Annotated in this window: 13 protein-coding genes; all 13 read left to right on the top strand. The window is 42.1% G+C overall.

Annotated features, from left to right (window positions below):
- Nucleotides 1-25: 25 nt before the first annotated feature.
- Nucleotides 26-661: a hypothetical protein gene (locus tag QNO02_RS21700; RefSeq protein ID WP_289389937.1), complete on the top strand. Its 636-nt coding sequence runs from the start codon at nucleotides 26-28 to the stop codon at nucleotides 659-661.
- A 21-nt stretch (nucleotides 662-682) separates the two neighbouring features.
- The gene (locus QNO02_RS21695; protein ID WP_289389936.1) at nucleotides 683-2,098 is read left to right on the top strand and encodes a phage baseplate assembly protein V; all 1,416 of its coding nucleotides are present in this window, start codon (nucleotides 683-685) and stop codon (nucleotides 2,096-2,098) included.
- 36 nt (nucleotides 2,099-2,134) lie between these two features.
- A complete protein-coding gene (locus tag QNO02_RS21690) occupies nucleotides 2,135-3,241 on the top strand; it encodes a pentapeptide repeat-containing protein (RefSeq protein ID WP_289389935.1) in 1,107 nt (368 codons plus the stop codon).
- Nucleotides 3,241-3,756, top strand: a complete 516-nt coding sequence (locus QNO02_RS21685) for a hypothetical protein (protein WP_289389934.1) — start codon at nucleotides 3,241-3,243, stop codon at nucleotides 3,754-3,756. Before QNO02_RS21690 ends, QNO02_RS21685 begins: the two co-directional genes overlap by 1 nt.
- A 15-nt stretch (nucleotides 3,757-3,771) precedes the next feature.
- Nucleotides 3,772-4,206, top strand: a complete 435-nt coding sequence (locus QNO02_RS21680) for a DUF4280 domain-containing protein (RefSeq protein WP_133385606.1) — start codon at nucleotides 3,772-3,774, stop codon at nucleotides 4,204-4,206.
- 2 nt (nucleotides 4,207-4,208) lie between these two features.
- Nucleotides 4,209-7,523 carry a hypothetical protein gene (locus QNO02_RS21675; protein ID WP_289389933.1) on the top strand — a complete coding sequence of 1,105 codons (3,315 nt, stop codon included), beginning with the start codon at nucleotides 4,209-4,211 and terminating at the stop codon, nucleotides 7,521-7,523.
- 28 nt (nucleotides 7,524-7,551) lie between these two features.
- A complete protein-coding gene (locus QNO02_RS21670; protein WP_289389932.1) occupies nucleotides 7,552-8,049 on the top strand; it encodes a hypothetical protein in 498 nt (165 codons plus the stop codon).
- A 138-nt stretch (nucleotides 8,050-8,187) separates the two neighbouring features.
- Complete coding sequence (locus QNO02_RS30350) at nucleotides 8,188-8,367, top strand: HNH endonuclease (protein ID WP_353959072.1); 180 nt, start codon at nucleotides 8,188-8,190, stop codon at nucleotides 8,365-8,367.
- Between the two features lie 2 nt (nucleotides 8,368-8,369).
- Complete coding sequence (locus tag QNO02_RS21665) at nucleotides 8,370-8,798, top strand: SMI1/KNR4 family protein (protein ID WP_127545071.1); 429 nt, start codon at nucleotides 8,370-8,372, stop codon at nucleotides 8,796-8,798.
- Nucleotides 8,799-9,504: 706 nt separating this feature from the next.
- Nucleotides 9,505-10,308, top strand: a complete 804-nt coding sequence (locus QNO02_RS21660) for a DNA/RNA non-specific endonuclease (RefSeq protein ID WP_289389931.1) — start codon at nucleotides 9,505-9,507, stop codon at nucleotides 10,306-10,308.
- 11 nt (nucleotides 10,309-10,319) lie between these two features.
- Nucleotides 10,320-10,808 carry an immunity protein YezG family protein gene (locus tag QNO02_RS21655; protein ID WP_289392842.1) on the top strand — a complete coding sequence of 163 codons (489 nt, stop codon included), beginning with the start codon at nucleotides 10,320-10,322 and terminating at the stop codon, nucleotides 10,806-10,808.
- 764 nt (nucleotides 10,809-11,572) lie between these two features.
- On the top strand, nucleotides 11,573-11,992 hold the full coding sequence (locus QNO02_RS21650; protein ID WP_353959129.1) for an HNH endonuclease: 420 nt from the start codon (nucleotides 11,573-11,575) through the stop codon (nucleotides 11,990-11,992).
- Nucleotides 11,953-12,393 (top strand): SMI1/KNR4 family protein, encoded by a 441-nt coding sequence (locus QNO02_RS21645; RefSeq protein ID WP_133385601.1) that lies wholly within the window; start codon nucleotides 11,953-11,955, stop codon nucleotides 12,391-12,393. The genes QNO02_RS21650 and QNO02_RS21645 overlap by 40 nt, the downstream gene beginning before the upstream one ends.
- Nucleotides 12,394-12,404 lie beyond the last annotated feature (11 nt).

Raw genomic sequence — 12,404 nt, 5'->3', positions numbered from 1 at the left:
ACAAGGAAAGGAAGTTGTTCTTGATATGGAATATCTCGATCGCAAAGTAATTCCCATATTATATAACCATCGTGAAAATGAAGAGAATGGTCAGAACAGTGAAGTAGAAGAGGCGGTTAAATCAGCACATAAATCCCAGGCTGTTGATTCAGCAGAGCTGCCAGCGAGGCTCCGTATTGGAAAGGAAAGCGTATTTCTAAAACGAACTGAGCTGTACGATAGTAGGGTAGCCATATCCCTTCCACGTTCATTGCGTTTAATTTCAGAGAAGGAAGCAAGCATGAAGTATCCTTCGTCTCATCGGCCGGAATGGATATATACCAATGATTCAGGGACAGTTAATTTTACGTTCAACAGGCTGGAGCATCGAATTTCGGAAGAGGAGCTGACTTCCTTTACCGAAATGATGGCCAATGTCATTCGGGGAACGCAGCCTGTCAGACAATGGGAGAAACAGGGCGTTCGAATTACTGAAACGGGACAGTTCACGGGCTACTGTCAGTTTTCCGTTCAGGGGTTGAATAATCAGATTTATAACCATATCGGTTTTTCGATTTTAGACCAGTCAGTTCTTGTTTACGGATTTAATTGCACGGATGAAGAAAAGCGCGATTGGCTGGAGCCTGGCGAGACGATTCTAAATTCACTTGCGATCCATTGAAGTTGAAAGGAGATGGGCAACATGAGTCTGACTTATGAGAATCTGATTATTGAACCATATGAACTGGTGCATTTGCAAGAACTGATGATCCGGAAAAAAATGAATGAGCACACTCGGCTCGTGTTTAAGGGCATGGTGTCTGAGGAATGGAAGGATCGCTATGTCGATGTTACGGATCAAAATACCCCAATTGAAGTGTGGCAAAAAGATGAGGATGGTAATAAGAAGCCTCTGTTCAAAGGCATTCCACTATCGGTTGAAGTGCAGGTTGTCAGAGGCGTATATACGCTCCACGTGGAGGCCATTTCACATACATACCGGATGGACATTACAAAACGAACGCGTACATTTCAAAATGTCAAAATGAAGTTACCCGATTTGTTAAAGGAACTGGATCAGGATTATCCGGGGCTGGACGTGATTGATGAGGGAACAGGTGGGGCCAAGATCGGGAAGGTTGCCGTGCAATATCAAGAAACGGATTGGGCATTTCTCAGGAGACTTGCTTCTCGTTTTCACACCAGCTTGATGCCGGCCGCTCAGTTTGACAGCCCCAAATTTTATTTTGGCGTCTTTGAGCACGGAAACTCAATCGATCTGGACAATACACGTTATACAATCCGCAAAAACATGGCACCATTCATGTACTTCACCGAAAACGATACGTTAAAGGTCAACGAATCAGATTTCATTATATACGAAATCGAGACAGATCAGGTGATGGAGCTTGGACATCATATTACCTTCCGAGGCAGAAGCCTATATGTGACTGAGGCATATACCGAGCTTGTGGGAGGAATAGTGAAGCACCAATATGTACTTAGCCTTCATAGAGGACTAAGACAAAAGACATATTACAATTCGATAATTGCCGGAAGCTCATTACTTGGTCGCATCCTTTCAGTGCATGGTGGTCATGTAAGAGTTCAGCTGGACTGTGATGAAAAACAGGAGGAAGAGGAAGCGTTGTGGCTGTTGTATCAGTCGCCATACATCGCAGAGGGGCAGACAGGTTGGTATGTCATGCCTGAAGTGGGTGATCCGGTGGCCGTATATTTTCCTACGCAAAACGAAGAAGAAGCCTATGCGACAGGAGCACCCCGTCTGGATAACAAGGTAACTGGAACGAACCAATTGAACAAACCGGATCATAAAATTTTCCGTACGCCTTATGGCAAAGAAATCAGACTAACCCCAGATTCCATCTCCATTAGCAGCAAAGAGGGCGAGGTGTTCATTCGTCTCAGCGGGGACGAGGGCATTCAGATCATCGGAAGCCAGCAGATTCGGATGTCTGCTGGGGGCAATATCTCGCTCAAAGCCGGAAAGAAAATTACGTTATCTGCGGATTCACAATTGTTGCTGGAAGGCGGGGGAGGGACATTCAAATTGGATGGACAAGCAAAAATGAGTGGATCAGAAGTGAAAGCCAACTAGTATAGGGTGACGTATGGGCAGGAGGGATAATTTCCAATGGATCGCAAGGAATCAATATTACATTTTTATACCCATCAGGTAAAACCTGCGCGGGCCAAACTTATGGATGATTTGCAGCATACGCTGCATACAAGGTATACGGAATTGACAGCCGAGTTCCTAAGTCATTTCAGGTTGATGATTCAGGAAGTCAGCGACGCCCAAAAGCGTGGGGCGAAAGGGCCGATCGCTTACATTCAATATTCTATGTTGCGAACAGAACTTCTTGGAGGGGCGATGAATGTCCTGGTGGAAGCATACGATGATTCATGGTTGTTGGATCGAACACCCATCCGTTCATTCTATTCTTCCCGCTGGGCCTATGAGTGTCTTGAACGGATGCTCAATGGATTAGGAGAAGAACTCCTTCACTATCAAGGAACCGTTACAGCGGTAGAACTGGACCGAATCATGCTACAGGAAGCGGCGTTGGTGAATCGGTATCTTGTGCATTTTATACGTCGTAGCTGTCGCGCGCTGGAGGACTTCGAATGGAACTCCCTTATGGATCTGGAACAGATATTCGAAGTACGTGTGGGAGAATACTTGGATGCCAGCGAGTGCGTATTTCGTCTTGATCGAAGGAATAGGAGCATTGAGGAGATTGGTGAAGCATTGGAAGAAAGTGATGGTCTGGAGGTCATGTACGCGCACTTTCAGGGACTGGATATGAGTGAAATGGAATGCAGCGATCTAGATTTTCGTTACAGCCGTTTTGATCGTATCGATCTGCATTCTACCGATTTTCAACGCTGTATCTTGATAGGGACACGTTGGCGCAATTGTAGTCTGGAGAACACCGATTTCACCGGAAGCATTCTATATGGGGCAGATTTCAGCGGGTGTTCTCTGGAAAGAGCTGTTTTCAGGGAGATCATAGGGGAGGTAGGACATCCGGAAGGACTCGCTCAGGGTCCAGAATACGATGCGCTTAACTTCGAGAATTCAAACCTTTCAGGTGCTGACTTCCGAGGAGCACACCTTCGTGGAGCCATATTCCGTGGAGCCAATCTAACAGATACGTTATGGGAGGGTGCTGATGTGGAGGGTGCGATTTTTGACGATGCCGAGAGGAGGCGAGGGTTATCCGATACTTTCGTCTAATGGCCGATCCCAGATGGATACACCGCGTAGAGACTGAGCCTGTTGGTGAACTGCAACGCAGGACCTGGAATCAGGCTTTTCATGATTCGGGCAGTGAGCATACAGCCATTAACCTTTATGTGCGAAGCGGATTCCATGTGGATTATACGGATTATTTGGAACAGCCGGTTCCCTTGGTTTCAGATCAATTGCTTGAAACACTTATTTTGTATTGTCCTCAGCTCAAGCGAAGGGCTACCGTATTAACGGACAAGGAGCGAATGACCCAAGAGAAGTATTGGGCCATTCACCCTCCTGCACTGGCAAACGTATTATCTCCTCATACTCGTCGGCGCATGGATGGAAGTCTGGAGCGGATCGTACTGAAGCGAGATTTCCCGGAGGTACCCCTGTTCCAATTGATGGAGCTGCGCGAAACCGTGATCATTGTCAATCTAGCGTTGTCGGAGAGCATTCTGCGGCGAGATGTCGCAGGAGTACAATTCATTCCGTTGGATTTGGAACAAACGAATTAGAAAGGAGAGGTTATGATGGCGCAAAGTCAAGATCATGATGCCCAGATTCATACGGCTGGAGAAGCCTCTAAAAGCTATGTCGTTGCAGGAGCAATACTTAAATGCAATTGCGGGACGCAGCGTACACGATTGAAGATACCATTCAGTCATGGCGTATATATCAAGGGGAAGGCGAAGATGACTGTCGAGGATTATGTTCCAGGTATTCATATTGGATCATTCGGTAACTGTTCCAATCCAGCTAATCCAGCAGTAGCGGCAAGCACGATGGTTGACATCTATGGGGTTAAGAAAGCGCCTTGTGTTCCCGTGCTGACCATGCCTTGGCTTCATGGAAAGGGAGATACCAAGGTGGAAGGGAAAGCTGCACTGCTCAGTCACTGTACGCACAAGTGTCTGTATGGCGGAGATATCGTCATAGAGAATGACGGACAGCAATTGGACTTTTGACGATGAATGAAATTACGGAGAAGAAACTCGACCAGATCGGCTATGAGCAAATACGTCTATATTGGCCTTATCGTGCACAGTGGTTAGAAGGCGTGCAAATTACCCGCCAAGTGAACGAGCATGCGAAACTCTACGTCAGCGGTATAATTCCGGAAGAGGATGGGCCGGGCATTCTTCAAGTTCAGGCTGAAGGGGAATCTATCGTACTCAGACAAGTCGATGAAAATGGTAGATCAGTGAGGAGACTCTTCCATGGCGTAATGACATCGCTCTCGGTTCATTTGTCGGGAGGGGTCTATCGATTCGAACTTGAAGCCTTGTCCAACTCCTATCAAATGGATATGCGAATTGAGGAACGAGCCTTTCAAAACAGAGGGTGGACGTTCAAAGAACTCATTCAATTCATTATGAATTCTTACCGCTATTCGGATGTCATGGATCAGGTTACCGGAAATACCTCATTGAGCGGACTTGTATTACAATATAAAGAGACCGATTGGATGTTCCTACGCAGGCTTGCCTCGCGATTCGGTACAGTGCTGGTCCCCGAAATCACAGCGGCATCACCAAAACTGTATATCGGTTTGCCCGCAGGCAAGTTGTGGAAATGGCCAGAAGACCAACCTTATCAGGTTCGTAAGGAACTGGCTGGAATCGACTGGCACGGCTCCGGAACGGAAGATCGATATATCATTCAGGGTCCCAAGGGATCGCAAGGCGTATTGCAATATACGGTGGAAAGTGTCGAGACCTATGCGTTGGGAGATAAGGTCGAACTTCCGGATGGCAGAGAGCTGACAGTGGTGTATGCCCATTCGCGACTGGAATCCGGATTACTCATGACGACATACCGCATGGTACTCGAAGACCACATTCATGTACCTAGATGCAACCTATCGGACCTGATTGGGTTATCGCTGTACGGTGAGGTGGTCCGCGTGATTCATGATCACATTCAGATCAAATTACCCATGGATGAGGGCCCGATGACGCAAGGCTCCGCCTGCCCCTATCCGGTCGCGCCAGTTTATGCTGCGGAAGGGCATAGCGGATTATACATGATGCCGGAGATCGGGGATCAGGTGGAATTATATTTTCCAAGTAGTCTGGAATCCGGAGCGTACATTCGTCATTCCATCTCTGAGGGTAAACGTTCCACTAACGGAGGGACAGACCATAAAGTCTGGGGGCATCCTGCCGGAAGCTCTATCGGGATGTCGCCTGAGGAGGTTACACTGCAAGCCGGATCCGGGTTAACGATTACCTTGAATGATCAGGGGATCGTATTGAATAGTCCAGGCAATCTGTCCATTCAAGGCAGCAATATCCTGCTTGCGGCCGGACAGATCGAAGCCACAGCACCAGAAGCGATTTGGCTGATTGGTGGGGGTGGTAGCTTCATTTTGGACGGGGAGGCCAACGTACGAGCAGGTCTATTGCAACAGGAGGGCAGCAACAAAGCGCCTGTTCATGTGGCGGATCTGCCTCCGGAGCCGGAGCCACCGCTGATGCCGATTGAGGAGTACGAAGCAGCTCAGGCCGCAGCTGCCGCAGAGGCTGCTGCAGTGACGCAGGCATCAACGACGAACCCGAAAGATGGATCGTTGGCTGGAGCTGCGTTGGCCATCACTGCTATGATTCCGATCCTGGGAGCTCTAGGGGGTATTGCTGCCCAGACAGCCATCGGCGTAGGTATTGCTGCCGTTGCCACGGGTCTCATCGCGAGCGTGCCGAAGATAGGCTCCTTCAAGCCTTCGGCTCTGAATTTGCTGAACCGATTTACGAACGGATTTACCGAGCTCCAACAGCAGGAGAACGAAGCGAAATGGACGATGCTGGGAAAAATGTTGACGGCCGCCAAAGAGCTGACTACATCGACTTCGGTGACTGATTTCTTTAAGAAGTTGGAACAACAGAACAAGGAGATTAGCCTTGCTTATGAGCAGATTCCGAGTTACTTCCGTGAGAAGTGGGCGCATGAAAAAGCCCAACGTGACCTGCAGAAGTCGCTGGAATTTTTCAAGAGTGTGGAGAAAGACGATGTTCAACATCAAACCTTCTTTTCGCCCTATTACCAAGAAATTTCATGGGCATTAGACAGGGCGGGCATATATCATAATATTACCGTCGAGGAAGTAAAAGATTACGATTTTTGGTTGCGTCAGGACCTGACATTGGAACAGATGAAATATCTGACACAGTTGATTTACAATCCGATTAGCGATGAGAAATTCGTAGAGATGATCTACGATTATGAAATGCATCGCGATTTAATAGAGAACGGAACGATGATTGGTGGTAATCTAAGGGTAAGGACGCCAGACATTGAAGGAAAGGTCATGCAAGTTGTTGGTAACGGATTAAAAACAGCAGCGACATTTGCAAAGAAGAAATGGACAGACGGCCAGAAAATGAGGATCGTTTCTGGTGGAGGAAGCAATTGGAGCGGGAATAAGTCGAAAAAAACGGGACAAGCAAGTTCTGGTGGCAAAACAGAAGGTGAAACTGAAACTAAACCTAACCAAGCGGGTAGTGATCAGAAGCCACCAAAACAGAAACCAAAAGATACCGAAACTAAGACGAATCCAGAAAAAAATGCTACTCCAAATGAAGTGAATTCATGGAAGAAATCTCTGCCAAATAAGGTTGAGGGTAATTCTGAAGCGGATACTAAACCACCCAAGCCACCAGAACCAGAGGGAGAACAGGATACAAGCAAACCGAAGGAAAATACGGAAGGCACTGAGGGGACGGGTAATGTTCCTGAATCAATATCTACGCTTAAAAAGGTTGATTGGAAAGAATACAAGCGTGTAGATGATTATAAACCTAAATTTATGGATGAATTTCAAGAAAAAGAATATAAAGCTGCATCAAAGGATTATGATGATATTAGAAGTTTTGGTATGGCTGATATTGAACAGGTTGCAAAAAATACTGGTATGACAATAGAGGAAATTAGGGCTATGAAACAACACATGTTTTTTGATACACATAAAATCCCTTTAGATAATCAAAGTTATAGGGTTGGGCACTTTACTCCTGATTTAGATGTTGGGTTTATATGGAAAAGAGCGCAAAAAGGTGAGCTGGATCCAAAACAAAAAAAGTGGTTTCAAGAGTTAGCTAAACATGAATTAACTGAAAGCGAGAAAATGAAACAAGGCTACCCGTATAAAAATCCTGGTTCGTATCAAAAAGATAGTGGTGATTTTGGTTCAGATCCTCCTGGTGCACATGATGTAGCCTCTGATCAACCTTCATTTGAACTCCCTGGAGCATATGAATATTATTCGAAAAATGTTCTTGGGCAATAAAAATACAGAAGATGGAGCGAAATAATTGATGGAAAATTTTAATCAGGCAATTAAGCGTATTTCTGCAATAGATTGGAGTTGTATTGGAAACAAGGAAGCAAGATCACATGTTCATTTGAGTAAAGAATACTTAAGAAGAGCATCAATATTTTTTCAATATTATCCTGGTCCTTGTAGGTATCCTTTTATTATCATTTCAAATTCGATAACTAAGTCACGAGTAAGTGTTGATGAATTACAGATACTAAAGGAGATTGACAATAGTTATGTTAGAGAAATTGTTACCAGTTATTTAGAGTTAAACGCACTCATTGATGAAGGAAATCAAATTGCTATTGATAATAAAGATTTGTTTGAGCCAGCAATAAAACTTTATGAAAGAGGTGGCCATTTCTTTATAAGGGCAGGTTATTTGAATGTAGCTGGTGCTACTGATTTTCTTTCGCTTGCAAATCGAGTTAAAAGGGAACCACTTGATATAAGTGATGAAGCCTTGGATGCACTTGACAATGGACATGTTGATTAATTTATGGATTTGTTCGGATTATTAAACAATTTACAATACCTAAGACAAGATTGTACAATGCAACACTTTAATTTTATAACCTAAATATCACTATTCCGTTACATCAAACAGGTTAATTATGGTCAGATACCACCATGATTGACCTCTTTGGATTGGGCAGACCTTGTTTTTTTCTCACATGAAGCAAATACAAAATTTCTATGGCATCATCATGAAGATGGAAAGACGATGATCCTTGTCGATGAAGATATTCATAGGGAGTTTAGACATATCGGTGGTCAGTCTACAGTCAATGGAAAAAATAAAAAAGGAGAATAGTTATGGCGAATATGGATCGAGGAAACGAGAAAATAACTATAAATGAAATTAATGAATTTGAAGGTAAGTATGATCTTAAGCTTCCTGAGCAGTATGTTGATTTTTTGCTTAAATATAATGGCGGGTATCCTCAAGAATCTACATTTAAAATTTCTGATGAAGAGGGTGAAAGTGTTGTAAATAAATTTTATGGGATCGGTGATATGAAGGGGAATCTGTCTAAGGTATTTGAGGTTTTAGATGGTGAGCTGCCTGAGGGATTTATTTCGATTGCTAGTGATCCAGGGGGGAACGAGATCTGTATTGGAACTAGTGAGAAATACTTAGGAAAAGTATACCTTTGGATGCATGACATGGAGTCAAATAAAGAAATGGATAATATGTTCTTATTAAATAACAGTTTTAATGAATTTTTTGATAAGTTATATTAAAGGCTAGCATTGCCCGTAATAAGACACTTAGTATGAACTTATTTACAAGCCCAACAACAAAATCGTACAATACAACCAACAAACCAAACACAAAATGATTCAAACACTGGATAAACTTTCAAAAGCTCTTTCCCACTTGGACCTTTAGTAGGAATGAGCTTTTTTGCATGCCGAAAATAAAGTAGCTTGATCATAAATCGCTGGTTGATCTCGATATGCCATTGTGGTAATGCTCAATGAAAAAAGCTGTTACAAAACACTTTAAACTTACTATTTATATAATAAGAATGTTGACAGGAATCGCCCCTGTCCGCTTTAGTTCGGTCGGTAAGTAAGCTGATATAATGGGTGCCAATTGGAAGCCTGATTGCTACATTTTTCATTATCCTGTTTAAGATTACAACTTAGGGGACGGGAAATGATGGTTCAAATGTAAGTTAGGGTAAAGTATTTCTTACTAGACTGCTTGATCCGAAAAAGGAGGCGCATATTCTTGATAGAGTAGGGGAATTAAGAAGCAAGCTTTCTAATAGGCTTAAAGATGAGCTTAATTTTGCATATCCCGTAGTAGACATAACAGGAATAGACAAAAAGGAGTTTTATGCACATAGTAGTTTGAATAGAGATAACAAGGCAAAAGACTATGCTGATTTCTCGTTAAAGCCACCTAAACCAAAGTATGAGGCCACTTTTGCACTAGATAGGGGTGGAAATACAAGAAAAAGAGATAACACCTTCTTCGAAAACGAATGAACCTAATGTACCGACAACGCCGAAAAATAGCACGACATCGAAGACGAAACCAGAAAAAAATGAAACGCCGAATGAAGTGAATACGTGGAAGCCAGCTCCATCTAAGAAAAAGGACAAAGGTAAACCGCAAGCCGATATGAAACCACCTAAATCATCCGAACCGGAGAAACCAGAGGAGAATCCTAAAACAAACAAAACGAAGGATAATCCGGAAGGCACTGAGGGGACGGGACAAGCTGTTAAACCGGCACCAGTAGTCTATGAAACAGTTAAGTATGGTGATCATTTTACAAGAAAGAATAGAAAAAAAGTTTTAAAACCAAATATAGAATACACATCACCAGATGGTTATACTTATCGTACGGACAGTCAAGGGCGTATTATTGAATGTGAAGGAGCACTTGTGCTTGGCAAAGGGGACCGTAGTGAGTATGCCCAAAGGACGGTAGGGAAAGGACAAGGTAGGTTACCTGATGACGATGGTGGACACTTGATAGGGGCGCAGTTTAAAAGACCAAAGGATATCAATAACCTAGTCCCACAGAATAGTCAAATTAATAGAAGTGGCGGGAAATGGTATGAAATGGAGTCTAAATGGGCGGATGCGTTGAGAGAGATACCTCCGAAAAAAGTTACTGTAAAAATTGAACCAGTTTATTCAGGTACTTCAATAAGACCAGATTCCTTTGAAGTAACTTATCAAATTGAAGGAAATAGGCCAGAACAAAAAACTATTAAAAATCAAGCTGGAGGTTGATTTCGTTGAGCATGGAAAAAGAGATGAATCAAATATATAATCAAATAGCTGAAACAGTTAATGAAATGATCCCGGAAGAATGGGAAAAATTTCATTACTATGCACAAATTTCTGAAACAGGGGGCGGGACATACTTTTTTTATAACACACCTGAGGATGTGGAAAATTTTAAGTATAGTTTAGAAATCCCTCGTTATTATCATGATTATAAAGATCAATATAAAATCAAAGGCAGAGTTCTATTTGAACTGAGTGAAAAACTAAGAAAGAATCTTATAGATAATGAACAAGAACCTTGGTATTCCTTCACATTATCTATTGATAGGAATGGGAAATTCAAGATTCATTATGATTATACAAATTGGTTTGATACGAAATATAGTTTTGATGACCAGCTACTTATTTGGGAATATAAATATTTGGGTAACATACCAGAGGATGAAAAAAGCAGACAACTAATAGATAGGTATCTAGACGAGTATCCCGATAATCCAATATAAACCCATTAAAATGAGTGGGAGTATGAGCTTTAAAGTTACTGTCAAATGAGTCAGGTAATTGACTCCATATGATTTAACTCATGTAATAAAAGTCTGAAGATTTCTCCATTCCAGATTATAAGAAAGTTAAATGCTCTAATTTTATATTCTGAAAGCTACTTTTTAGTTACATTAAACAGGTTGATTATGGTCTGATACCACCGTAATTGATCTGTTTTTTTGTTTCTTAGTTTTCTTGCGTTTCAAATTTACTCAAAACTGTAGATGAGCTTAATTTTGCATATTCCGTAGTAGACATAACAGGAATAGACAAAAAGGAGTTTTATGCACATTGTAGTTCGAATGGAGATAACAAGGCAAAAGACTATGCTGATTTCTCGTTAAAGCTACCTAAACCAAAGTATGAGGCCACTCTTGCACCAGATTAGGGTGGGAATATAAGGAAAAGATATAACACCTTCTTCGAAAACGAATGAACCTAATGCAACGACAACACCGAAAAGTAGCACGACATCGAAGACGAAACCAGAAAAAAAAGCTACTCATGGAAGAAATCTCTGCCAAATAAGGTGGAGGGTAATTCTGAAGCGATACAAAACCACCCAAGCCACCAAAACCAAAGGTAGAATCCGAAGGAAAATACGGAAGGCACTGAGGAGACGGGTAAAGGTAAGAAGTTAAAACTGTCGGATTTGACATAAGAAGTAATGGAAACGAAGCCAATAATTTCCTGTCCCTAAAAATGGTAGGATAAAGGTGGACATATTTCAATTGATGGGAATGGAACATGGACATATACTAACAAAAATGGAATATCAGTTAGTTATCCTAATGAGTGTCCTGACTTTTCAGCATTTTACCATCTAACTATTAAACCAGCTATTAAACCAGAAGTAACAATAGAAATTACTATTCCTAAAAACCCTCAGGCGGACTCCAAGAAGGCGAACTTAGAAGCAGGACTAAATAAGGATTCTGATCCACCAGTTACTGAACTAAATCAACCTCCAACTGGGTACACTTGGCATCATCATGAAGATGGAAAGACAATGGTTCTTGTTCAGAAGGATATCCATAGGGACTTTAGACATATAGGTGGTCAGTCTACAGTTAACGGAAAAAATGATTATAAAGGAGAATTACCATGGCAACGATTTATAACACAAATAAAAAAATTAAATTAAAAAATATTGAGGAATTTGAAGCAAAATATGCTTTCTTGCTTCCGGTTCAATATCGCGATTTTTTGCTTGAGTATAACGGTGGTAATGTAAAGCCAAATGTTTTCAAAATTTCAGATGATGAAGGAGAGACTGCTCTCAACACACTTTATGGGCTAGATATCAATGAATCCTACGATGAGTTATCAAGTGTGTTTGACTCATTATATGGCGAAATCCCAAACGAATTTATATCTATAGGTGATGATTCTGGAGGAAATCAAATTTGTCTGGGAACTAGCGAAGAGTATGCGGGGAAAATATATATTTTCCTTCATGATATAGAACCTACTGAGAAGATGAGCAATATGTTTCTTATATCTGATTCTTTTGATAGCTTTTTAGATAGTTTATATGAAGTTTAATCTTTAGAAAA

The organism is Paenibacillus sp. PK1-4R, from assembly GCF_030369595.1.
Taxonomy (GTDB): Bacteria; Bacillota; Bacilli; order Paenibacillales; family Paenibacillaceae; genus Paenibacillus.
This window is presented reverse-complemented; position numbering and strand designations above follow the sequence as displayed.

What these genes read in the sequence shown, in the direction of transcription:
- QNO02_RS21695 (WP_289389936.1), top strand. Translation starts at nt 683, where the DNA reads ATGAGTCTGACTTATGAGAATCTGATTATTGAACCATATGAACTGGTG.
- QNO02_RS21690 (WP_289389935.1), top strand. Translation starts at nt 2,135, where the DNA reads ATGGATCGCAAGGAATCAATATTACATTTTTATACCCATCAGGTAAAA.
- QNO02_RS21655 (WP_289392842.1), top strand. Translation starts at nt 10,320, where the DNA reads ATGGAAAAAGAGATGAATCAAATATATAATCAAATAGCTGAAACAGTT.
- QNO02_RS21700 (WP_289389937.1), top strand. Translation starts at nt 26, where the DNA reads ATGGAATATCTCGATCGCAAAGTAATTCCCATATTATATAACCATCGT.
- QNO02_RS21675 (WP_289389933.1), top strand. Translation starts at nt 4,209, where the DNA reads ATGAATGAAATTACGGAGAAGAAACTCGACCAGATCGGCTATGAGCAA.
- QNO02_RS21665 (WP_127545071.1), top strand. Translation starts at nt 8,370, where the DNA reads ATGGCGAATATGGATCGAGGAAACGAGAAAATAACTATAAATGAAATT.
- QNO02_RS21685 (WP_289389934.1), top strand. Translation starts at nt 3,241, where the DNA reads ATGGCCGATCCCAGATGGATACACCGCGTAGAGACTGAGCCTGTTGGT.
- QNO02_RS21680 (WP_133385606.1), top strand. Translation starts at nt 3,772, where the DNA reads ATGGCGCAAAGTCAAGATCATGATGCCCAGATTCATACGGCTGGAGAA.
- QNO02_RS21645 (WP_133385601.1), top strand. Translation starts at nt 11,953, where the DNA reads ATGGCAACGATTTATAACACAAATAAAAAAATTAAATTAAAAAATATT.
- QNO02_RS21670 (WP_289389932.1), top strand. Translation starts at nt 7,552, where the DNA reads ATGGAAAATTTTAATCAGGCAATTAAGCGTATTTCTGCAATAGATTGG.